The following is a 21,520-nucleotide window of genomic DNA, read 5'->3' as shown; positions in this document are numbered from 1 at the left end:
TCTGACGCCAGGTCACCATCGCGCCGCCCAAGCATCGTCACGCACCGCAACCATTACGTTGCCGAGAAGACCTCATTGAATGATCACCTGCCGCCGATCATGCCCCCGACCGGCACGAGCACCCCAGCCCCCACCCACGCCAGCCCCGCGACCTGCAACTTCAGGTTGAAACGAGACCATTGCCACTCCCCTGTCGCGTGAGTACCAGGGGAGCTTAAAGGCTGTTGATCTGTACATGGGTGCCGTTTCCCAGTTGCGTGTGACCAGGGCCGGGCGCGGAAGGCCGGAAACCGCCGGAGGAGACGTCATCTGTGCCGCCTTTCCGGGTTGTTCACGCGCGGATGTGGCGGTAGGCGACGACGTTGCCGGGGTCGGGCAGGGGGGCGGTGCTGACCGTGCTGCCGGTCGTGGGGGCGTGGATGACCTGTCCGTCGCCGATGTACAGCGCGACATGGCCGCCGCCGTAGGACAGGACGAGGTCGCCGGGCACCAGGCGCTCCCGGGTGGTGGCCCTGCCGGCGTGGATCTGGTGGTAGGTGGTGCGCGGCAGCTTCACCCCGGCCGCCTCCCAGGCCCGCATCACCAGGCCGGAGCAGTCGAAGCCGCGCGGGCCGGCGCCGCCCCAGACGTAAGGCTTGCCCAACTGTGCCCGGGCGTAGGCGATGACGGCGCTCGGCGCCGACTTGACCGGCTTGGCGGGCTTGTCCGTGGGCGTCGCGCCGGCGGTGGGGTCGGGCTTCACGGTGGGCTTCGCGCCGGATGGTCCGTCCGGCGCGGGTGCGGTCGCCGACGGCTGCGTCGTCTTCGACTGCTGCGCGGCGGCGGGGGAGTCCGGCCCGGCGGGAACGTCCAGCGTCTTCCCCGCGTAGATCAGCGTCGACGAGCCCAGGTCGTTGAGCCGCTGCAGCACCCTCACCGTCGTGCCGTGCGTGCGGGCCAGCTCCCACAGCGTGTCACCGGATCGCAGAACAAGCTTCTTGTGCTTGGGCTTGGCGTCCGCCGGGCCCTCCTCGGCGGGCTCGGCCGGCACCGTGGGCTCCACCGGCGTCACCGGCGCGGGCTCGGTGCCAGCGGGCGCCTCCGGCTGGAGCGTGACCGATGGCCCCCCGGCCGGCGGCGACGGTGCCGACGGGTCGTGCACGGCCAGCAGCACGCCCGCCAGCAGCGACAGCACGAACGCCGTGAGCAGCCCCGCCGCGCCCCACACGACGCCGCGGGTTTTCCTCTGGCCCGCGCCGACAGTGCGCGGCCTGCGGTGCGAGGCCGGCGCCGGCCGGGCCCCCTTCTGCGCTGCCTGCCGCTTCCCGGGGGTCTGCCGCGCGGACCGGAGCAGCCTCTGCTGTGCCATCACAACCTCCCTCACCGGCCCCGTATTTCGTGGCCCGGTAAGGAGGCTGATTCGCCGTGCCGGTGTCCCGCTAGATCTCCGGGCGTCCGGGACAGTCCCGGCCGGTCCAGCCCGTGCAACACCCCGGCAAAAGAGCGGCGTCCCGCCCTCGGACACCTGCTGTGACCAGCACAGACAACCCTGGACTGTCCCGGCCGCCGCACCCTGTTGCCCCACCCTCGACCGCGGGCAACGCTTCTTCCACCGCCCCGCACCGCCCGGCCGGCGCCTCGCTGTGGCGCCTCCCGCGGCGGGTGCCGGGCCCGCCCTGCCGACGCTCACCCGTCTCGCACGAACCAGCGGCAGGAGCGCTCTCTCCCCGATGCCGTCACCCGCCCCGCGGCACGGCACCGAACCAACCGTCACCGTCACAAGGAGCATCAGCATGCGCAGCACACGCGTACCCCGGGCCCGCACGATGGCCATCGCCACCGTCGCCACGGGCCTGCTCGCCGGCGGCATCACCGCCGGCGCCCTCACCGCCGACAACTCCCCGGACACCACCACCGACACCGTCGCCAACGCCGCGGCGACCCAACCCGGGAAGCTGCCTGCCGTGAAGGGGCTGAAGTTCACCCTGGGCGACCGTTCGGTGAAGCTGGACTGGAAGAAGGTCGCCGGCGCCGACGGCTACCGCATCTACGCCGAGTACTCCTGCGACAACATGCCCATCAGCACCAGCAGCTACCAACTCATCAAGGACCATCCCGGGAAGACGACCCAGTGGACGCACCAGAACATCAAGAGGGTCTGCGTCAACTATGCGGTCGCCGCGGTGCGCAACGGCCGGCAGGGCGTCCTGCCCTCGATCGGCAAGCGGGTGATGATCTCGATGCCCAACCGCGACCACACCGCAGCCGCCCAGCAGTTCTTCACCACCGCTCCCCGCTCTGGTGACCAGGTCGCCCGCACCCGCGTCGCCCCCGGCAAGGACCGCGGGATCGTGCTGGCCCGCGCCTACATCCGGAACAAGACCGGCTTCACCGACGCCATCGGTGACCACCGCAGCTGGACTGCGGAGCCGGCCGCTTCCGCGAAGATCACCGTTGCCTGGAACACCGGCACCGGCGAAGTCGCCGCATACGCCCACAGATCCTGCGCCGTCGGCACCGCCTTCCCCAGCGGCTCAGTGGAAGCCCTGTGCCGTGACGCCCTCCCCCTCGCGTTCGTCTCCGATGCTGCCTCCGTGGGCGACGCATCCAAGGACGCACGTAATTTGATCAGCGTCTCGGGCACCAACTCCGGTGGTCTGTTCGTGGGCGTCTCCGCCATGAACTCTTGGGAGCGCACCTGCGTGGGCAAAGCGTGCGTCGGGCCCGGCTTCGGCCGGATCAACGCGCGGCTGGCCCTTTCGCCGAGCAAGGACACCTTCGCCGCGTCTCTCACCGCCGACAAGTTCCCTGCGTGGGAGATTGTCCGCTATCCCCACTTCGTTCAGGGCGCACCCCTCGGTGAGGCCAGGATCATCGGCTTCCGCGACCAGACCGAGATCGGGGACCTCACCAGCGGCCGGCAGTCCACCTGCACCAGCAAGGGACCCGAGACCCTGCAGTTCACCAACCCCATGTTCTGCTGACCCAGCGCAGCACAACAAGCCGTTCGCCCCGCTGGAACAGGGCGAGTCATCGGAGCCGCGGCCCCGACCCGGTCACAGCCCGTCCCTGCGGGCGGGACCTGGTTCGGGGCATGGGGTCCAATAGGCCCCGGCCTCCTATCTCTGAGAGGGCGGTCCGTGACTACGAGCACCGCCCGGCCTCCTCCGCCTCCCGCGTCTACTGGGCGATGACCCACGTCATGGCCCGCCGCCTCACCGGCACGAACACCCCTGCCTGACGCAAGGCACAGGCGGTGACCGCGTGAACATCCGGCCCCTGCTCGACGCGCTCGACATCCAGGAGGATGCCGCCCGGGCCCTGGCCGCCGACCTCCGTGCGCAGGTCGGCGAACTGCAGGGCCGGCCTGCGGGAGGCCGAGACCCACCTCGAGCACCTCGCGATCACCCGGAAAACCGTCACCGGCCTCGCCGACCGGCTCCCGGCCGGCCCACCGGACCTGCCCGAGCACCCGGGCTACCCCCGCATCCTCGCCGTCTTCCACCAGGCCACCCGACCGCTGCGGGCCCGCGACGTCTGCGAAGCCCTCGGCCACGCGCTGCTGCCCAAGAACATCGAGGGCACCCGAGCCAAGCTGAAACCCCTGGTCAAACTCGGCATCCTCACCGAAGCCGACACCGGCAGCTTCACGGGCTCCCCCTGAAGACCGCACTCGGATGGTCCGCCCGGGGTAGTGCTGGCCAAGGGGTACCGGTGCTCACCTCTCGGGGTCGGGCCAAGTCGCCACAAGTGCTCGCCGATCCGGAAAGCGGGGACCGGGGACCATCTCCTGGGTGGTCTCACCGTTGAGCCAGCACACTTGCTCGGGGCCGCCGTCGCCGGTGTCGAACAGGCAGCACACTCCGCCGCTGGCGGCGGCGAGGTCGGTGAACACCTTCCTGACGTTGGTCGACCGCGCGAACAAGCGGCTCATCCCCGACGTCGCCGCCCAGCACTCCACCGACGCGTAACCAGGGTGCAGGAAGGACTCGAACCGGATCGTCGCGTAGATGTACCCCACCTGGATGCGCCCGTCCGCCTCCGGTTCGGGGCCGCCCGTCTCCGCGTACGCGCGCAGTGCGTCATCGACGTCGAACATGATGGACGTGTCGAGCTCGAGCGTGCTGCTCGTGGAGCAGTCGACCGGCTCGCTCTTGAAGCGGGACGTGAACGGGAGGACGAGCCGGTCACCGCCGGGCAGGGTGAGCTCGAGCGGCGGCACGCGCGGGGCCGGTGACGCCAGCTCGGCCAGATGGGCCAGCACCCTGGCGACGTTGCGGGGACGCAGGTAGATGTCGTAGCCGTAGGTCAGCCCCATTCTTCCCCCTCTGCCGGGCCGAACCGCACCTTCTCATGACCCGCCCCTGAGACGCCTGCCGGTTTGGGAGAGGCATGCCGATCCGGCACCACAGTGGTTTCCCGCTGCTCCTTGCCTGTGTGGGTTCGCCGCACCCGGTCTCCGCTCGCGGACCGGCGGATTCCACCCATGCTCACAGGCAATAGCAGGAAGCACTCAAAGGATCACGAACCGCCCTCTCACACTTCAGACAAGCTCGCACCCGGCCGGGCCAAGCCGCGGACTGACCGGCACCGAGTCGTCACTCTTCGTCGGCCCACACCGGAGTACCGTCCTCCTGCACGTGCAGCGTCGGAGAGTGCTCGCGATGCCCCCACTGTGCTGCACCACCGGGGACCACCCAGCCCCTAGCCTGGAATGCTTGAACTGGCGTCAGCGAAGCGGTGCACGCGTCTAGCGGGTTGGTCTTCGTTGTTTTGGCAGGGACGGTGATCTTCACCGACGTCCCCCACGGGTCGGGGCAGGTCTGCTCCACTGCGGCCTTGACGTAGGCGAGCTTCGCCTTCACTGTGACCGGCTTGTCCGAGGTGTTCGTGAACCGCACCAGGAAGGACATCGTCCCGTCCTTGGTGAGCATCGTGCACGGCGTCCACGACACCGCGCCCGCACTCCGGACCTTTCCGCACCGGTGGTTGCCCTCAACGCCGCCGGACTCGGTCGAGGCGGTAGGACCCGGCTTGGCCACGTCCGCGCCCTGCGTGCTCGGCCCGGCCGATCCGCTTGGCTTCTCACCCGCTGAGGAGGACTCGCCACCGCCGTCCAGCCACACGAACAGCACGATTGCCCCGGCCGCCCCTACGGCTGCGGCTGCTGCCCAGACCCTCCCGTTCTTCCAGCGCCGTCGCCCAGCCGTCTGCGCTAGGGCCGCGGTCGGCTCTGCCGCGCCGGCGGTTCCGACAGGTTCGGCCGGTTCGGTGGCCGTGGCCGGTCCGGCAGCCTGTGCAGCTTGGGTCGGCTCGACGTCCTCGGTCGGTTCAACGGGTTCGGCGGGCTGCACGATGATGCTCGCCAGGACTCGGTTCCTCCAGCCCGGTCCACCTGCGGCTCGAAGGCGGCGCCCCAGATCGGCGATCTCCCAGCCGATCTGGGGCAGCTGCTGAGCGTTCTCGGGCGCATGGTCCCTCAGCGCCCGTGCAACAGCCGCGCAATCCTCCTCGCTGGGCAGCCGGTTGTGCTTGATGCCGGGCAGCAGTTGGTCGCGGCCTTTCAGCCAGTACGACAGCAGTGCCTCGTCGATCTTCTTGCGGGACTGCCAGGGGGGCGTCTCCCGCTCTGTCTCCAGGGCCTTCACCAGAACCTTACGCGGCGGCTTCCCCTGTGCGGTCGGCTCTCCCACGCACGTCTGCCATGCGTCAAGGATCTGTGCCAGGCGGTGCGACAAGTCCGCGAACGACTCCCCCTGATCCCCCATCAACGGCTCCCCTCCGAGGGACATTTCGTTGCGGTGCAACCGAGAAGCAGCAGGCTACGGAGGTGCAAGTTGCGCCGCAAATCCTCGCCCTCCTTGCACTGGTGATCTCCCTGTTCCGCTGCGGGACATTCGGTTCCAACGGCACGGGACGCCCGGCCGTCGCCCCCTTCGTCGGGGCCAACGAGAACAGGAGAACCACCACGATGAAAAAGATCAACAACGCCTTCGCGGCGGCTGCGGCTGCGGCAGTGCTCGCCGCCGGAGCCCTCACCACAGCGTCCGCACCCGCCGAGGCCGCCTCGGGCGGCCGGGTGTGCCTCGTCCTCGCGCCCAACTCCGTCGACGTCGACGGCCCCGGGGGGCTCCGGCCCCTCGGGCACATCGGCTGGGCCTTCCGCAACAGCAGCAAGACCTGGACGTACGGCGCCACCGAGGGCAACACCGGCCAGCCCAAGGCCACCTTCATCCGGACCGGTTCCTGGAACCGAATGCTCCACAACTTCAAGACCCGGCACACCGGCAACCAGCGCTATGTGAAGTACCGGTGCCTCAGCACGCCCTCCGCCAATGTGGCCAAGGCGCAGCGAGCGGCCCGTACGAGCGCGAACAACGGCTACAGCCTGGCCCGCAACAACTGCCTGACCAAGAGCGTGGACATCTTCCACGCCTACAGCCCCTGGCTGAACAACAGCCGGCGCCTGCCCGACCCCAAGCCCCACGGCGTCTCCCTGACCCCCAATCACTACTACAACAACCTACTGCCCAAGGCCGGGTGGAACGGCACCGTCAACCTCTGACCCCGCCATCTGCTCGCAAGAACATCCGGCCGCCCAAGACATCGAAGAGGACTCACCATGTGGAACAAGTGCCAGCGCTGTAAGGGCAATGGAAAGTGCACCACCTGTGACGGCTCCGGCTACCGGGGTATGTGGAAGTGCGACAGCTGCCGGGGCAGCGGCGACTGCAAGGCATGCGACGGCCGCGGCTGACCGCATGAACACCGCAGGGTGACCTGACCCTGCTCTTCGGTGAGGGCTTCTGCCACGCGGCACGAGCCCTCACCACCTCAGACATCGAAGGCGCGACTGGCCCAGATCAGCGCGCCCGCCACCGATTGCCTCGCCAGGTAGCCAGGGGATCAATCGGAGACCACGAGTAAGTGGGCACCCCCGAGGGCATGCCCGTGAGGTACGCCCAGGAGTCCAACCACTGGGACATCGCCTTCAACTAGGCCCGTAGTTCGCAGGTCACAGGCGTGTGACGGTTGGGGCGACGCCGCCCCCAGCCGAGGGCTTCCGCCGTTTACCCGGCGGAAGCCCACCTCCTGCCCCAAGTCCGGTAGCGGTTCGACCACCAACCCATGCCGATCAGATCGGCATCCGGCCCCGCCACTTCAGGACCGAAGGAGAACGATCCTCATGAACGAGGCACCTCGTCCGCAGTCCGAGCAGAGCAACTTTCCTGGCCAGCAGCCGGGATTCGGATTCTCACACATGCCGCCTCCGCCGAGTTACCCTCCGCAGCCTCAGGTGTCGCCCGGCTTCGGGTACGTGTCGCAGCCGGAGTACGCCAGCGCCTCCCTGGACATGCCGCAGCAGGTCAAGGCGGCTCGCATCGTCCTGTTCCTGCTGGCTGGCTTCCTGATCGTTTTGGGCCTGGCTGCTCTTGCGGAAGCCGATGCAGCGCAGAGCGCCCTCGACCGCTACAGCGGGTTCCCCGGGCTCATGCCCTCTGCTGTCCACGCAGCGGCGCAGAAGGCGGCAGTGCAGACGTCGGTCGCGCAGACCGGGATGTTCTGGGGTGTCATCTACGCTGCCCTCGCGCTCGTGCTCGCAGCACGATTCGGCAAGGGCGGCAATGCCCTCCGCATCGGCACGATCGTCTATGGCGCGTGGCTCTGTGTGATCGGCACCTTTGCTCTCGCCCTTACTGCCGACGTCGCCCCCACCGCCACCGTTATTGCAGCCGTCGTAGAGCCGGCCGCAGGTGTGCTGTTGATCGTCCTCATGGTGCAGAAGGAGGGCATCGCTTGGTTCAGCCGACCACGCCACTGAGCACGGCGAGACGAGGCCGAACCGCGTCAAGTCTTCGTCCTTCCATGCCCCTCCGGTACACGCCGGAGGGGTCGCCGCGGTCGTGGCGCCAGCAGGTCGTCCTCACGGTCACCGGCTCCTGCATAGAGCGCGTGGGCGGGCATGGTCCGCGGCGCGGTTGTCTCCCGCGCCGCGGGGCCACGGCGGCGCATAGTTGCTCTTCTTTCCCACGTTTCATAGGTGGTGATCCACGGCGTGAACGGCAAGCCGCACCGCCACCGAAGCGGAGCTGCCGCCCGCGCCACGCGCCCAGCTCGCCGCCGAACGCCTGCCCGCCACCGTCCCGGCCGCCGGCGACCCGATGCCCGCGCGCCCGGTCACCGGGCGCCGCGCCCTGGGCTCCGGCCCCTCCGGGCGGTGACAGCCCGCACCACCTCGCGTGCGTGGCACGCACGACCCGCGCCACGCGCGGCACGCGTTGGCCGGTCCGCAAGCGGGGCTGTCACGGCTGTCGTGCTGGAACCCGCCGCGGGGGTCAGCCGGGCACACCGCAGGCCGCCGGCCATCTGTCGCGCCGACAACCCGACCCAGCCAACAGACCACACGACAGCCTCCAGCCCGCCGCCCCGGCCTCGCCCGGGCCCGACAGACCGGACCCAACGCCCGCCGTTATCACTGAGTCTTCGCCATCTTCGAACATGCAGGTCGGAAGCTCTGGCGTGGCGCTCGCTCGGGATACTCATGCTGATCTCGGGCGGGAGTCTGCGGTCTTGATCACCCGTCATGTCATCGGTCGAGGCTGAGCCGCTCGCGGCGGCGCGGCCCGAAGGGCACATCAGGCCCCAGCGTCATCTCCCGGTGCGGTACGTCTCGCGGCCCACGGCCGGCGACGGTGTCCGCGAGGGGCGCAGCCAGGTCTCCGCTGTATGTAGTGTGCGGAAATGACAAGAAGCGAGCGACTCGCGGACCAGTTGGACTGGTACTGGAGCAAGAACTTGCGGCCACGGCTGGAGGGTCTTACCGACGAGGAGTACTTTTGGGAGCCGGTGCGCGGCTGCTGGAGTATCCGCCCACGTGGCACGTCGGCCGCACCGATGTCGGAAGGTTCGGGGGAATGGACGATGGACTTCGCGTCCCCTGCCCCGGTGCCTGCGCCGGTGACCACGATTGCCTGGCGGCTGGCGCACATCATCGTCTCCTGCCTGGGCTATCGGGTCGGATGGCACTTCGGCGGCCAGGACCTCGAGTCCCAGGCATTCGCCTATGCGGGGACCGCTGACGAGGCGCTAAAACAGCTCGATGAGATGTATGGGAGATGGAACGCGGGGGTCCGCGAGCTCTCGGACGCTGACCTGGACAATCCGCCCACGGTGGGTCCCGAGCGGTTTCCCATGGAGAACAGGGTCCTGCACGTCAACAGGGAGCTGATCCATCACGGCGCTGAGATTTCCCTGCTGCGCGACCTCTACCGCTGGCAGGACGGAGCCGTACCGCGCCGAATATGACTGATCATCTGTCAGCGTGAGAGCTCGAGGTTCGAGAGGACCAGGAGAGCGCGCAGAAGGTCGGTGGCGCGAGCGGGGTCGGTGCGGAGTTTCGTGAGGATGCGCCAGGTCTTCAGGTGCGCGAAGCCGTGTTCGACAGTAGCGCGTGCGGCGGCCAGGACCCGGTTGGCCTGCTTCTCGCCGGGGGTGAGCTTGCGGGCGCGGGTGGCCTTGTAGCCGGTGACGATCACCGGGTCGTCGCTGTCGTCGGTGAGGCCGAGGAAGCCGAGGTCGGCCAGGGCGCCGAGGCCGGCCGCGCGCAGATGGGTGAGGATGTGGTCGCGGCGGGCGGCGGTAATGTCGTGGGTGCGGCCGGGGCGGGCCGCGGAGATCCAGATCAGGCGGCCGTTCTCGTCGATGAGGACGACCTCGCCACCCCGTTTCGCGATCTTCTTGCATGCGCGGTCCAGGCGGGGTGCGCGGGCGGCGAGCAGGGATATCAGCTCGTCGCGCCAGCGGCGCACGGTGGTGTCGCCGACGGCGTTGCCGCCGGCCATGTCGGCGATGCGCTGGTCGTGGCGGAGCACGGCGAGCACGATGATCACGATCCGTCCGGGCGGCAGGGCTCGCCAGCGGGATCCGATCTTCTTCAGGTGGCGGCTCAGCAGATCGGTGCAGTATTCGTTGGTCCTTCGGGAGACCGGCAGGCGGCACTGGTAGACAGGGAAGCCGGTGTCCCCGGCGGGCTTGTTGATCCTCTTCATGCACACGTCGTGCCAACGGCTGCCGGGGGCATGCCGGTTACGGGCGCGGCCCTCGTCCCTACGGTGCGATCTGGAAGCGTCCGTCGGGCAGTTTGCGCAGCCAGCCCCGCCCGGCGAGCTTGCTCAACTTGCCGCGCAGCGGCTCCAGTCGGCCCTTCGCCTCGACCTCGAGGCCAAGCTCGACGCCGACGTCCTTGACCCGGATGGGGCCACCGGCGTTCCGCACGATCTTCATGAACCGCTGGTAGTCCGGCGGCAGGACCTCCTCGCCCGCGCCCGCCTCCCGGTGCGGGACCAGCAGCACACCGCGCCCGCCCACCTGCACCGTCGCTGCCTGCGCCGACGGTCTCTCGGCGTCCAGCTGGGCGTGTATCCGTTCCCACACGCGCATCGCCACCACGAGTTCCTCACGCTCGGCACGGACCGCATCGAGCCGCTCGGCCAGGAGCTTCTCCTCCTCATCGAGCTCCGCCCGGCGGGCCGCAACGCGTTCGGCGACCTCGTTGATCTCCGTCATCCCGCGAGCCTACGAACCCGTACGCCCCCGCGACCTGGAAACGAACAGACCGGCCTTGACCGCCGCCTGACGATCAAGAGCACAGACTGCTGCCCACGACCAGCTCGAGGATGCTCACAGACGATCACGCCACCCCGATGACCTGCGACTTCAAGATGGCGGGGCTTCACTGTCGTTGGCCTGGGCTGCAGAGTCCGAGGCGTAGAGGTCGGCTCGTCCGCAGTCGGGGCAGAACTACGCCGAGGTCACACTGCCAAACCGATGCGCATCATCCCCCAGCTTCACGGCACCTCCACGACTGGGCTCTGTGCGTATTACAGTTTTCCGCGTGCGACTCGTCATCTTGTGTCGCGCAAGGGGGGCAGATGAGGCGGGATCTTCCGCTTGCCCAGGGTGCGCCGTTGGGGGGCTTTGTGCAGGAAATGATCAAGGGTTCGAACGTGGCCCTGACGGACCTGAGTGACGACGTCGGTTCAGTGATCGTCAGTCTGGGCTGGGCCAGCCCCACCGGCGAGGGCGACGCGGACGTGTCGGTCCTGCTGCTGGACGCGAACGGCAAGGTGCGCAGCGACAGCGACTTCTACTTCTACAACCATCCGGTGGCCGCCGATGGCAGCGTGCAGCTTCTGGGCAAGACGCCGACGGCGGACGGCAGCGAGGACCGGATCAGCTTCGACCTCACCGCGGTACCGTCCGAGATCGACCGGCTCGTCGTCGCTGCGAGCCGGTACGAGGGAGCCCGTTTCGGCGAGCTGGAAGACGTGAGGATCACGCTGGCCGACGCAGCCGGTGAGAACCTCTGCCGGTTCGCCGTCGATGACGCCGGATCCGTGACGGCGGTCATCTTCGGCGAGCTGTACCGGCGCGGAGAGGAGTGGAAGTTCCGTGCCGTCGGGCAGGGCTACGAAACCGGTCTTGCGGGGCTGGCGACGGACTTCGGCGTCGACATCGAGGACGACGCGGCCGCGGAGGCGGAGGGGGCACTCAACGATGCCGAAAGCGACGAGCAGCCGGATGCGCCGGGTCCGGCGCCGACCGAGGAGCCGGCCCGGCAGGTGACGCGGGAGGACATCCCTGCCCCTCGTCGGCCCGAGGGTGAGGTCGTCGAGCCGAAGAAGCCCGCCGCTCGTCCCCGCACCGCGAAGAAGAAGGTCACCCTCCCCAAGACGGTCAAAAAGACCCTGGCGGAGAACGACTCCTGGAGGCCGGCCAGACTTTTCCCGGTCTCGGCGCTCAAGAACGACCGGGACCGGGAGATGCGCGCCACCTCGGTGCTGCTGTCGGTGATGGCACAGGTACCGGAGTTCAGCAGGAGACTCACCGCCGGGTTCGGGGCTCCGGCGGGCCGCATGGAGACGTTCACGGAGGTCTCCCTGCCCCATGGTGACAGTCCGCGGCGCCCGGACGGGGTGATCCGTGTGGAGCGGGCCGGCAAGCTGTGGACCGCGCTGGTCGAGACGAAGACCAACGGCAACGCGCTCAAGGCCGACCAGGTGCAGGCTTATATGGACATCGCCGCGCGCCGCGGTTATGAAGCCGTGATCACGCTGACGAACGACGTCGCACTGGAGGGCAGCCCGCTCGTCGATGTCAAGATCGACCGGCGGCGCAAGCACAAGGTGGCCCTGTGGCATCTGTCCTGGGCGGAAGTCGTTCACCAGGCACAGATGCTGATCAGGCATGAGGGAGTGGGCAACGCGGCGCACGCCTGGCTGCTGCAGGAACTGCTGCACTACCTGCAGCACGAGAACTCCGGCTGCCACGGCTTCCAGAACATGGGGCCCGCCTGGGTCCCCGTGCGCAACGGGATCGACGACGAAACCCTCTGCCAGGGCGACGCCCGGGCCCTGGAGGTGGTCGAGAACTGGGAACGGCTCATCCGCCAGGTCTGCCTCAGGCTGGGCGGCGAACTCGGACAGAAGGTACTGCCCGTCCAGCGCGCCAAGCGCGGAGCGGCTCCCACAGAACGCCGAAACCGCCTCGCCGACCAGCTCTGTCTCGACGGACGACTCCAGGCGGAGCTGCGCATCGAGGGCACCCCCGGCGTCCTGGCCGTCAGCGCCGACCTGCGCACCGGCAGACTGCGCACCTCCATCGAAACCCCGGCGCCCGATCAGGGTTATCCCCTGAGCTGGGCCAAGCGACTCGTCCGCCGCCTGGCCGAGGCACCGGCGGACCTCCACGTCGAAACCCTCGTCGACAGCGAGACCGGAGGCCCACGCGGGACGCTGGAGCGGCTCCGTCCCGAGCCGGCGGACCTGCTCCCCAAGGACAACGGCACCAAGATCACCGGGTTCCGTCTGTCCCTGCTCAAGAGCATGGGAAGCGGCCGCGGCAACGCCGAGTCCGGCTTCATCCGCAGCGTCGACGACGCCGTACACCGCTTCTACACCACCGTCGTCATCCACCTGGACGCCCCGGCAACACGCCGGGCGCCGTCCAGGGAACGCGCGACGACGGGATGACGCCCGGGCACAGACGGCAGCGGCGCCGTCTGTGCCCGCCGTGATGCCGTCCTCTTGCCCAGGCCCGCACTCGACCTGCGCGAGAGGACACTCACGCGCCCCGGCACCTTGGGCCAGTTGAGGGTGGACGAGGTAGGCCAGGGTGTCGACGGCGATCAGGTCTGCCAAGACCGGCAGCACGATGCGCAGAGCAAGCCGCACTGCTCGCGGTCCAGTAGGCGAACGCTGCACCTGCTCGGAAGCGGTGCACCACCATGGGGAGTGATCTCGGTGAACGGCAGTGAGCGCACCGTGGCCGTCAGCCTGACCAAGGTGCAGGAAAGGGCGCCCGATCTGGTCAGTCTGTACAAGGCGGCAGGTGCCGGCGTGCGCCGGCATGGGCTGGAGGACGTGCGGGCTGCGGTGTATCTCGTGCTGGACCGCTCCGGGTCGATGCGGCCCTATTACCGGAATGGCACCATGCAGCACCTGGCCGAGCAGGTGCTGTCGCTGTCGGCTCACCTCGATGACGACGGCACCGTTCCGGTGGTGTTCTTCTCCACCGACGTCGACGGATCCACCGATCTGACGCTCGGCGGGCACCGCGGCCGGATCAACAAACTGCACGAGAACCTCGGCCACATGGGACGCACCAACTACCACTGGGCCATGGACGAGGTCATCGACCACTACATGGAATCCGGCAGCCAGTGCCCCGCCCTGGTCATCTTCCAGACCGACGGCGGCCCCACCAGCAAGTTCGCTGCCGAACGCTACCTGTGCAAGGCCGCTCGCCTTCCTTTGTTCTGGCAGTTCATCGGCTTCGGCGACCCCGACGACAACGAGTTCGCGTTCCTGCGCAAGCTGGACACTCTCGCCGTCCCTGCCCGCCGCATCGTCGACAACGCAGGCTTCTTCCACGCCGGCCGCACCCCAAAAGCCATCCCGGACCACCAACTCTTCGACCAGCTCCTGCAGGAATTCCCCGACTGGCTGGCCGCCGCCCGCACCGCCGGCATCATGCCGTGAACCCTCCAGGGTCATTCCCTGCACCGGTGCGTCGGTCACCATGACCCACGGGTACGGGCCTGGACACGGTCGTCGACGACGGAACACCCCCGCGGCGGCGGGGAGGACATGACGAGGTTGTCGGTGAAGTCGCGGACGGCCGAAGCACCCCCCGCGGACGCGGGGTGTTCCGCCGGTCCTGTGGTTCTGGCAGACCCACCACCTCAGTGGAGCCCGCGGCGGTGCGCCTCGCGGCGGATCCACGCCGCATGCCGGACGGCGCGCTCCGCCCGCTCTCGTGCCTCGCCCCTCAGGTGGTCCGGGACGGACTTCGGCTTGCCGTTCGGTTCCAGCAGCAGGCCGGCCTTGCGGGTGAACGGCAGGATGTCCGCGCTGTCGTAGCAGTCCGACCAGCCGATCCGGTGACCCGACGGTGGGCACACCCAGTCGGCGTGCACGGTGGCCGGCAGGGGTGTTGTCAGGTTGAGCGGAGCCCTTCTCCGGTGGCATGATCATCTGTCTGGTTGGGGGCGCTGGAGGGGCTGCTCGTGGACGCGCCGTCGTACCGGGGTTTCCGCTTCCCGCCGGAGATCATCGCGCACTGCGTGTGGCTGTACCACCGCTTCGCCCTGAGCCTGCGCGACGTCGAGGAGCTGATGCTGGAGCGCGGCATCGAGGTCTCCTACGAGACGATCCACCAGTGGACGCGCCGGTTCGGCCCCGCCTACGCCAACGCGCTGCGCCGGCGCCGCCCGAAGCCGGGCGACACATGGCATCTCGACGAGGTCTTCGTCAAGATCCAGGGCCGGCAGCGGTACCTGTGGCGCGCGGTCGACGCCGACGGCACCGTGCCCGGCCTCCTCGTCCAGAGCAAGCGGGACACGGCCGCGGCCAGGCGCTTCTTCCGGAAGCTGATGAAGAAGACCCGGTCGGTGCCGCGGGTGGTGGTCACCGACACGCTGCGCTCCTGCGGCGCGGCCCACCGCGAGGTGATGCCCTCGGCCGGGCACCGCTCCCACCAGGGGCTGAACCACCGGGCCGAGAACAGCCATCAGCCCACCCGGCAGCGCGAGCGCGCCAGGAAAGGCTTCCGCTCGGTGGGTGCCGCGCAGCGGTTCCTGGCCGCGTTCAGCGGCATCTCCCCCCACTTCCGGCCCCGCCGCCACCTGATGACCGCCTCCGACCACCGCGCCGAGATGACCGTCCGCTTCGCGATCTGGGACCAGATCACCGGCGCTGCCGGCCGGCCCACCACGGCCTGACCACAGACCCGAACCGCAAGCCCACCATGCCCCAACGCGCCGTCAGCCGGTCACACCCCCACCAACGTGACAACGCCCATCCGTCACACCAGTCGTGCGCCTGTGGGTATCCCGCGGCGATCGTTCCTCACGCCAGCGGGCTGTCGGCCAGGGACGCGAGCAACTGGGCAGGGTCGTCGTAGACCGCCCGCGCGCCCGCCTCCTCCAGGTCGGCGCGCGGGATCCCGCCGCACAGCACGCCGACGCAGTACACCCCGGCCCTGCTGCCCGCCTTCATGTCCCACACTGTGTCACCGACGAACACCGCGCGCTCGGCGGGCACCCCCGCCAGCTCCAAGGCGTGTTCGACGGGTTCGGCGGCCGGTTTGCCTTGCTCCACGTCGTCGGCGCTGGCCGTGGCCTTGATCGCGTCGTCCGCGTCGATCGCCCGGCGCAACGCAGACAGCTCCGCGCCCCCGGCGGAGGTGGCGAGTACCACCGTCCAGCCGTCCTGGTCGAGGCGGCGCAGCAGTCGGCCGGCGTCCCGCAGCGCGGGCAGCCGGCCGAAGTACTGGCCGTAGAGGGCCTTGTGGGCGGCGCTCAGCTCCTCGTCCAGGTCCTTGTCCCGGTCGTCGCCGAGCAGATGGGCGACGAGGTCGCCGGAGCCGAGCCCGACGGCCCGGTGGATCGCGTGCATCGGCACCTGGTGGCCTGCCTGCCGGAACGCCTCCCACCAGGTGGTCACGTGGAGGTGGTTGGTGTCGACGAGGGTTCCGTCGACGTCGAACAGGGAAGCCCGTTCCATGCGCCGGCCCCTTCCTCCCTGTCGTCATATGCTGCGGGCATATGACGCCCTATGTCGCGGACGTCCGCGCCGGTACGGGTTCCACGTCAGGGGCTTGTCATTCCGGCCGGAGTACACCATGGCACGGCGGCCAGAAGACACCTGCTCACCGTCGGTACGCGGACTCTATCCACAGGCTCGCAGACCGCTACGGGTTCGGCCAGCCGCCGGGGGCTGCCGCGAGCAGCGTCGGAGCGTCAGGGACCCCGGCGAGGGGGACAGCACCACTCGCAGCCGGACCGCGTCGGTGAGCTGCTCCAGTCGCTCCGTGGAGAGATGCAGCGGGAACGGTTCAGCCATGCGAGGGCCTTCGTGCTTCGGTGATCGGTCCTCTTCCCTCTCGCCTCTTTCCCGGCTGGGGCCTGGGGGAGGCGGAGGGACTGGACTCCTTCGGTCCCTCCACGTTTCAGTCCCTTAGAAAAAGTGCAGGTCAGAGCGATCGATTCGGAGCTGAAGGGACCGGAGGGACCGAAGGTTCCTGTTCCAGCTGCGTGTGCGCGCGCCTATGCACGCGCACACGGACTGACCTGCACATATCCTGGTGCGCTGATAACTGGGAAGTTGAGTCCCTTCAGTCCCTCTCCTCGGTCATGCAGATGCTCTGACCTGCTGAAACGTGACAGGGACCGAAAGGTGCCGAAGAGTCCCTCGGCCGCTGTCAGCCTTTCGGTCCCTCAGCGGCCCGCCCCAGCAGGCGGGTTCTCTCCTGCTTCCGCTCACGGGCCGCACGAGGGACTGAAGGGACTGATTCTGGAATAAGTGCTCATGCCTCCCCTGACGGTGGGAAGCGGTGCGCTAGGCTCTGCCGCCTATAAGGGAAAGTCAGTCCCTTCAGTCCCTCAGCCCGTGCTGTACTCCTCCTGAGCAGGCAAAACGCCCGGGACCGAACTGAGGGACCCAAGTCTGGCCACGCAAAAGGAACGGACCGACGACAGTGCAGCGCCACGCCGATACGGCTTCATCCCAAGTCGCGCAGCCGCCGCGACCCGCGGATGTCGCCCGTTGGCTGGCAGGCCGTCAGTGGCCGGTCCATCCGCTGGCACCGGGACGCAAGACTCCGGCCGCCAACTGCGAGCAGTGCCGCATCCGTTCCCACGCCCCCTCGGGGTGTCCCTGCCATGCCCGAGGACTGTGGTGCCACGGTTTCCACAGTGCGACCACGAACCTGGCCCGTATCGATGCCTGGTGGAGCAGGGAGCCCCGTGCAGGAGTCGGGGTGTCCTGCGGGCCGGCGCATCTCGTCGTCCTGGACGTCGACGCCCACGCGGCACAGATTCCCCACCGCGACCGCCTGCTGCCCGGCATCCCGATCCCGGACCAGGTGAATCTCGACGGACTTGCCTCGGGCTTCGACACACTGGCCCTCCTCGCTGCCTACCGGCAGCAGCAGGACCCGGCACAGGACGACACGACTCTGCGCGTACGCACACCTTCCGGCGGGCTGCACATCTGGTACCTGAACCCCGAACCCCGGGTCCGCTACCGCTCGTCCACCGGGTCCAGCCCCAAAACCGCCTTGGCCTGGCAGGTCGATGTACGGGCTCATGGCGGGTACATCGTCGCTCCCGCCACCCGTACGTCCGCCGGCGTCTACACGCCTCTCGGGTCCGTGCGAGAGCCGGCTCCCCTGCCCGCCTGGCTGGCCGCCGAGCTGACGCGCACCGGGCATGTCATACCGACGTCCCCGGTTCCCGGCCCGTCCCCGCGCAGCACCAAGCGGCGACCCCGGACCAACGCGGCGCAGGCGCTTTTGCAGCCGCTCATCGAGACCGTGCGTGGATGTGCCGCCCACGTCGAAGGAACGGGCTTCACCGAGAAGCTCAACCGAGCCGCCTACACCGCGGGAGGACTTGTCGGAGCAGGCCACCTCAATCAGGCCGAAGCCCGTCAAGAGCTGGCAGAGGCCGCTTACTATGCTCGTCCCCGCCAGACCCGCCGCAGTGAGACGATCATCGACGCAGCCCTTTCCGCAGGCGTCAGCCGCCCGTTCCACCCCCAAGGACTCGCATGAGTAGCGCCGAGAGCAGCCGCTTCGATGCGGCTGCCGCCGCTCAGCAGATGCTCGACCTCGAGGCCGCTGCTCCCGCACGGGTCCCTCCCCAGCAGGCACAGGCGCCTGCTGCGGCCGACCCGCTCGTTCTGCTGCCGCCCATGCTCACCGACCGGGGCAACGCCAAGCTGTTCGCCCAGCTCTACAGCGACCAATTCCGTCACGTCGAAGGCCTCGGCTGGTACTGCTGGGACCAGTTCCGGTGGAAGCGGGTGGGGGGCGAGAAGGCCGCGCTGTGGGCCGCGGGCGACATGGCCGAGCAGATGGCCGCCACCGACCCCCGCGGCATCTTCAGCGACCGCGAGCTCGCCCAGCACCGCCGGCGCACCATGTCCACGAGCGGCATGAAGGCGCTGCTCCACCAGGCCAAGGCCGCGCCTGCCCTGAGCCTTGACCCCGACGTCCTCGACGGCGACGCGTACGCGCTGTGCACGCCCGCCGGCGTCGTCGACCTGCGCAACGGTCATCTGCGCAAGCCCGATCCGCTGCGCGACCTTCACTCCCGGGCCACCAACGTGGCTCCCCAGGCGATGCCCACCCCGCGGTGGCATGCCTTCCTGGACGACACCTTCGGCGACGACGCCAAGGGCCAGGAGATGATCGACTTCCTGCACCTGCTGCTCGGGTATTCCATCACCGGGGATGTCGGCGCACAGGTGTTGCCCTTCCTGTGGGGCAAGGGAGCCAACGGCAAGTCGGTTCTCCTGGACGTCATGATCCAGGTGATGGGCGACTACGCCGACGCGGCCCCGCCTGGCTTCCTGATGGACAAGGGCAACTTCGCCGAGCATTCGACGGAACTGACCGAGCTCCACGGCCGCCGCATCTTCGTCTGCAGCGAGCTCAAGCCCAATGACAAGTTCGACGAAGCGCGGGTCAAGCTCCTGACCGGCGGCGACAAGATCAAAGCCCGCCGCATGCGGCAGGACTACTTCAGCTTCGCCCCCACCCACAAGCTCTGGCTGCTCGGGAACCACCAGCCCGAAGTCGGCACCGGCGGCCACGCCTTCTGGCGCCGTATCCGCCTCATCCCCTTCGAACGCGTCGTCCCCGCCGAGCGGAAGATCGACAACCTGGCCGGCGAACTGGTCCGGGAAGAGGGTCCCGGCATCCTGCACTGGCTCATCCAGGGCGCCATCCGCTACCTCACCAGCCGGGACCCCCTCACCGGGCCGTCATCCGTCCGACTGGCCACTGCCGCGTACGAGACCACCGAGGACCACATCGGCCGCTTCCTCGGCGAGTGCTGCATGCGCCAGGGCCCGGGCACCGGTGACCTGCGTGTCGAACAGGGCCTGCTCTACGCCACCTACACCGGCTGGTGCAGCTCGGAGGGCATCCGGGCCGACACCGCCCGCGCCTTCGCTGGCCGCATCCGTCAGGAGGTCGGCCTCGCGTCCCCCGCGGAGATGCTGAAGTCCAGCGGCAAGAAGTACTACCCGAACCTCGCTCTGCTCCCTGACGACATCGCCCGCCCCGACGGCCCGTCAGGCGGACGGCCATGACCGAAGGCCTCCTGCCCGGGACCTGGACGCCGTCCTACTATGGAAGCGTCCCAGACCTCCGCGCCCCGCTGCCTGCCTCGGGCGGCTACACCTCCTACCCGCACCGCCACATCACCGACAAGGAGCTGCGTCCATGAGCTCGCTGCTGCACGAAGGCCAGCTCGCACACGAAGCGAACGTGGTGTGGCTGGAAGACCTCGACGACCTCGACTACGTCCGCCAGGCCCTCGACAAAAGCGCCCGCCGCAGCGGGAAGCCCCGCTACGCCCGCGACGGACGCATGGTCGGCTACGCCGAGCTCGACAAGGACGCCGAGGCCAACCCCGACAGCGGCCTCTTCCAGCGCCGCACCTTCTTCCTGCTCCCGCACGACCGGCCGAACGAGCCCGAGGGCCTCTACAAGGAGGGAGCCCCGGGAGAGGCGGTCGACCCCCGGACCATCGAACCGCGCCGGGTGGGAGAAAAGACGCCCCGCTCCCAAGGGAAGCGCAGAAACCAGATAGTGCCCTCCTGACGGCCCGGCATTCCCCCACCCCGGACCATCCGGCACCACTGCCGCTACGCCTTCACCCGGCGTTGTCACGTCGGCTGACCGACCTGGGATGATCTTGGAGTTGACCGGGCAGGCGAGGAGACCGTCTGTGGCGAGTCTGCAGCCGCCGCATCAGGGGCACCGGTGCCCGGTGGAGACTCTCGCGCACTGCGTGCGGCGGTCCTTCCGCTTCCCGCTCGGCTTCCGCGAGGTCAAGGAGCTGATGCTGGAGCGCGGCGTGGTCGTCTCCCGCGAGACCATCCGGCGGTGGTGCGGGAAGTTCGGGCAGGTTTACGCCAACGCGCTGCGCCGCCGACGCCTCCGCCCGGAAGGGCCTCCGCTCGGTCCGTGGGGCACAGAGATTCCTGTCCGCGTTCAGCGCATCTCACCCCCACTTCCGATTCCGCCACCGGGTACCGCGCCGAGATGAGCGCCCGATTCACGATCTGGGACCAGAGCACCGGCCGCGCCGCCCTGCCCACAACAGCCTGACCCAGACCGCCGCCTGAGGCCGACCCACACCCCGACACACCATCAGACACCCCCGCAGACCGGGGAACAGCCCATGCACCGCGTTCAGCACCACCGGCCAGACCGCGCCACCGCTACCCTCCCGCGCGAAGACGTTGGAGATCCCGACCACCTGGTCGCTGCGGCTCGCCACCGCCCCGGCGACCACGTGGCCGTCAGCGGAGCGACCGGCAAGCACGAAGGTGGCCGGATCGTCGAGCAACTCAGGCCGGAACAGGTTCGCGTTGCCCGCCCTGCCGTCCCAGACGAGCGATCAGGACCGCAGCATCTTTGGACTGCGGGCCGCGTCCTAGGCAAGATCTGGAGCGGCGGCCGGAGCGTCCGCCGGGCGGTGGATCCACTGCGCGTCGAACAGCACCTGGAAGCCCGTCTGCGCCAGGTCGAGGGCGGCGAAGCTGTCCTTGACGCAGGCGCCGGGCACCCTGGTATCGATCCGGGCCAGCAGCGCAGCCGCATCGGCACCCGGCACCAGCGTCACCGCGTCGGGATAGTACAGCGGCGTCCGGACCGGAGCGGACCATGCCTGCCGACCGAACTCGCTGCCCACACCGTGCGATCGGTTCATCACCGCACACCACTCTGCGTTGTTGCGGGCAGCCGCCTCGACCGGGAACCGCTTCGTCGCCGTCACGAGTGTGGATCATGGCCCGTCCGGGCCCGTGCCGTCGAACAATTTTGTTGCTGCCGCAGGGCAAACGCTCCGCGCTCTCTCGCCAGCTCCTGGGGAATTGCGGGCTCTGGCGCTGATCTTGGTTGCGCCGTGAGGCGCTGTCGGTTCGAGTGGAGGTGGAAGACCTGCACCAACGCCCTGTCGCAGCAG

General features: G+C 69.1%; 20 protein-coding genes and 3 pseudogenes. 15 read left to right on the top strand and 8 right to left on the bottom strand.

Annotated elements, in window-relative coordinates; genetic code table 11:
• On the top strand, positions 1-201 hold a 201-nt coding region (locus JL475_RS40650; protein WP_237409089.1), incomplete at its 5' end, for a hypothetical protein.
• A 130-nt stretch (positions 202-331) separates the two neighbouring features.
• Here JL475_RS40650 and JL475_RS40645 read toward each other — a convergent pair.
• Complete coding sequence (locus JL475_RS40645) at positions 332-1,348, bottom strand: NlpC/P60 family protein (RefSeq protein ID WP_237409087.1); 1,017 nt, start codon at positions 1,346-1,348, stop codon at positions 332-334.
• 424 nt (positions 1,349-1,772) lie between these two features.
• On the opposite strand from JL475_RS40645, the gene JL475_RS34285 reads away from it, so the two are divergent.
• The 3 genes and pseudogenes from JL475_RS34285 (at position 1,773) to JL475_RS34280 (ending at position 3,643) form a co-directional block, all read left to right on the top strand.
• A complete protein-coding gene (locus JL475_RS34285; RefSeq protein WP_202282116.1) occupies positions 1,773-2,963 on the top strand; it encodes a hypothetical protein in 1,191 nt (396 codons plus the stop codon).
• A gap of 146 nt (positions 2,964-3,109) precedes the next feature.
• Positions 3,110-3,220, top strand: a pseudogene (locus JL475_RS41580) (IS5/IS1182 family transposase); the annotation flags it as partial.
• 96 nt (positions 3,221-3,316) lie between these two features.
• Complete coding sequence (locus JL475_RS34280) at positions 3,317-3,643, top strand: hypothetical protein (protein ID WP_307825248.1); 327 nt, start codon at positions 3,317-3,319, stop codon at positions 3,641-3,643.
• 54 nt (positions 3,644-3,697) lie between these two features.
• Here the strand turns inward: JL475_RS34280 and JL475_RS34275 are convergent, their stop codons facing one another.
• Both JL475_RS34275 and JL475_RS34270 read right to left on the bottom strand, forming a co-directional pair.
• Positions 3,698-4,297, bottom strand: a complete 600-nt coding sequence (locus JL475_RS34275; protein WP_202282114.1) for a hypothetical protein — start codon at positions 4,295-4,297, stop codon at positions 3,698-3,700.
• A gap of 280 nt (positions 4,298-4,577) precedes the next feature.
• Positions 4,578-5,747 carry a hypothetical protein gene (locus tag JL475_RS34270; protein WP_202282113.1) on the bottom strand — a complete coding sequence of 390 codons (1,170 nt, stop codon included), beginning with the start codon at positions 5,745-5,747 and terminating at the stop codon, positions 4,578-4,580.
• 62 nt (positions 5,748-5,809) lie between these two features.
• On the opposite strand from JL475_RS34270, the gene JL475_RS34265 reads away from it, so the two are divergent.
• From JL475_RS34265 to JL475_RS34255, 3 genes are all read left to right on the top strand, one after another.
• A complete protein-coding gene (locus tag JL475_RS34265; RefSeq protein WP_202282112.1) occupies positions 5,810-6,544 on the top strand; it encodes a hypothetical protein in 735 nt (244 codons plus the stop codon).
• Positions 6,545-7,165: 621 nt separating this feature from the next.
• A complete protein-coding gene (locus tag JL475_RS34260) occupies positions 7,166-7,801 on the top strand; it encodes a hypothetical protein (protein ID WP_202282111.1) in 636 nt (211 codons plus the stop codon).
• A 920-nt stretch (positions 7,802-8,721) separates the two neighbouring features.
• Positions 8,722-9,285, top strand: coding sequence for a DinB family protein (locus JL475_RS34255; protein ID WP_065000094.1), 564 nt, complete (start codon positions 8,722-8,724; stop codon positions 9,283-9,285).
• 11 nt (positions 9,286-9,296) lie between these two features.
• Here JL475_RS34255 and JL475_RS34250 read toward each other — a convergent pair whose 3' ends face one another.
• Complete coding sequence (locus tag JL475_RS34250; protein ID WP_202282110.1) at positions 9,297-10,028, bottom strand: transposase family protein; 732 nt, start codon at positions 10,026-10,028, stop codon at positions 9,297-9,299.
• A gap of 58 nt (positions 10,029-10,086) precedes the next feature.
• Positions 10,087-10,545, bottom strand: coding sequence for a hypothetical protein (locus tag JL475_RS34245; RefSeq protein ID WP_202282109.1), 459 nt, complete (start codon positions 10,543-10,545; stop codon positions 10,087-10,089).
• Between the two features lie 422 nt (positions 10,546-10,967).
• On the opposite strand from JL475_RS34245, the gene JL475_RS34240 reads away from it, so the two are divergent.
• Together JL475_RS34240 and JL475_RS34235 are read left to right on the top strand one after the other, a co-directional pair.
• Entirely contained in the window at positions 10,968-13,010 is a 2,043-nt protein-coding gene (locus tag JL475_RS34240; protein WP_202282108.1) for a TerD family protein, read from the top strand.
• Between the two features lie 261 nt (positions 13,011-13,271).
• Positions 13,272-14,018, top strand: coding sequence for a VWA domain-containing protein (locus tag JL475_RS34235; RefSeq protein ID WP_202282119.1), 747 nt, complete (start codon positions 13,272-13,274; stop codon positions 14,016-14,018).
• Positions 14,019-14,221: 203 nt separating this feature from the next.
• Here JL475_RS34235 and JL475_RS34230 read toward each other — a convergent pair whose 3' ends face one another.
• A complete protein-coding gene (locus JL475_RS34230) occupies positions 14,222-14,440 on the bottom strand; it encodes a hypothetical protein (RefSeq protein ID WP_237409085.1) in 219 nt (72 codons plus the stop codon).
• Positions 14,441-14,539: 99 nt separating this feature from the next.
• On the opposite strand from JL475_RS34230, the gene JL475_RS34225 reads away from it, so the two are divergent.
• Positions 14,540-15,259, top strand: coding sequence for an IS6 family transposase (locus JL475_RS34225; protein ID WP_202282118.1), 720 nt, complete (start codon positions 14,540-14,542; stop codon positions 15,257-15,259).
• 127 nt (positions 15,260-15,386) lie between these two features.
• On the opposite strand, the gene JL475_RS34220 is transcribed toward JL475_RS34225, so the two are convergent.
• A complete protein-coding gene (locus JL475_RS34220) occupies positions 15,387-16,043 on the bottom strand; it encodes an HAD family hydrolase (protein WP_202282107.1) in 657 nt (218 codons plus the stop codon).
• A gap of 1,045 nt (positions 16,044-17,088) precedes the next feature.
• Between JL475_RS34220 and JL475_RS34215 the strand changes: the two genes are divergently transcribed.
• From JL475_RS34215 to JL475_RS40640, 5 genes and pseudogenes are all read left to right on the top strand, one after another.
• Complete coding sequence (locus JL475_RS34215) at positions 17,089-18,093, top strand: bifunctional DNA primase/polymerase (protein ID WP_202282117.1); 1,005 nt, start codon at positions 17,089-17,091, stop codon at positions 18,091-18,093.
• A complete protein-coding gene (locus JL475_RS34210; protein WP_202282106.1) occupies positions 18,090-19,637 on the top strand; it encodes a phage/plasmid primase, P4 family in 1,548 nt (515 codons plus the stop codon). The genes JL475_RS34215 and JL475_RS34210 overlap by 4 nt, the downstream gene beginning before the upstream one ends.
• A complete protein-coding gene (locus JL475_RS34205; protein WP_202282105.1) occupies positions 19,634-19,774 on the top strand; it encodes a hypothetical protein in 141 nt (46 codons plus the stop codon). The genes JL475_RS34210 and JL475_RS34205 overlap by 4 nt, the downstream gene beginning before the upstream one ends.
• Positions 19,771-20,151, top strand: coding sequence for a DUF6009 family protein (locus JL475_RS34200; RefSeq protein ID WP_202282104.1), 381 nt, complete (start codon positions 19,771-19,773; stop codon positions 20,149-20,151). Before JL475_RS34205 ends, JL475_RS34200 begins: the two co-directional genes overlap by 4 nt.
• A gap of 127 nt (positions 20,152-20,278) precedes the next feature.
• Positions 20,279-20,455: pseudogene (locus tag JL475_RS40640) on the top strand (IS6 family transposase); the annotation flags it as partial.
• A gap of 261 nt (positions 20,456-20,716) precedes the next feature.
• Here the strand turns inward: JL475_RS40640 and JL475_RS34190 are convergent.
• Positions 20,717-21,331 (bottom strand): annotated as a pseudogene (locus JL475_RS34190) (hypothetical protein); the annotation flags it as partial.
• Positions 21,332-21,520 lie beyond the last annotated feature (189 nt).

It is taken from the genome of Streptomyces sp. M2CJ-2, from assembly GCF_016757295.1.
In the GTDB taxonomy this organism is placed as follows: Bacteria; Actinomycetota; Actinomycetes; order Streptomycetales; family Streptomycetaceae; genus Streptomyces.
This window is presented reverse-complemented; position numbering and strand designations above follow the sequence as displayed.

Excerpts from the sequence above, each read along its gene's own strand:
- JL475_RS34270 (WP_202282113.1), bottom strand. The coding sequence starts at position 5,747 with ATGGGGGATCAGGGGGAGTCGTTCGCGGACTTGTCGCACCGCCTGGCA.
- JL475_RS34240 (WP_202282108.1), top strand. The coding sequence starts at position 10,968 with ATGATCAAGGGTTCGAACGTGGCCCTGACGGACCTGAGTGACGACGTC.
- JL475_RS34220 (WP_202282107.1), bottom strand. The coding sequence starts at position 16,043 with ATGGAACGGGCTTCCCTGTTCGACGTCGACGGAACCCTCGTCGACACC.
- JL475_RS34200 (WP_202282104.1), top strand. The coding sequence starts at position 19,771 with ATGAGCTCGCTGCTGCACGAAGGCCAGCTCGCACACGAAGCGAACGTG.
- JL475_RS34250 (WP_202282110.1), bottom strand. The coding sequence starts at position 10,028 with ATGAAGAGGATCAACAAGCCCGCCGGGGACACCGGCTTCCCTGTCTAC.
- JL475_RS34245 (WP_202282109.1), bottom strand. The coding sequence starts at position 10,545 with ATGACGGAGATCAACGAGGTCGCCGAACGCGTTGCGGCCCGCCGGGCG.
- JL475_RS34255 (WP_065000094.1), top strand. The coding sequence starts at position 8,722 with ATGACAAGAAGCGAGCGACTCGCGGACCAGTTGGACTGGTACTGGAGC.
- JL475_RS34275 (WP_202282114.1), bottom strand. The coding sequence starts at position 4,297 with ATGGGGCTGACCTACGGCTACGACATCTACCTGCGTCCCCGCAACGTC.
- JL475_RS40645 (WP_237409087.1), bottom strand. The coding sequence starts at position 1,348 with ATGGCACAGCAGAGGCTGCTCCGGTCCGCGCGGCAGACCCCCGGGAAG.
- JL475_RS34285 (WP_202282116.1), top strand. The coding sequence starts at position 1,773 with ATGCGCAGCACACGCGTACCCCGGGCCCGCACGATGGCCATCGCCACC.
- JL475_RS34260 (WP_202282111.1), top strand. The coding sequence starts at position 7,166 with ATGAACGAGGCACCTCGTCCGCAGTCCGAGCAGAGCAACTTTCCTGGC.
- JL475_RS34205 (WP_202282105.1), top strand. The coding sequence starts at position 19,634 with ATGACCGAAGGCCTCCTGCCCGGGACCTGGACGCCGTCCTACTATGGA.
- JL475_RS34210 (WP_202282106.1), top strand. The coding sequence starts at position 18,090 with ATGAGTAGCGCCGAGAGCAGCCGCTTCGATGCGGCTGCCGCCGCTCAG.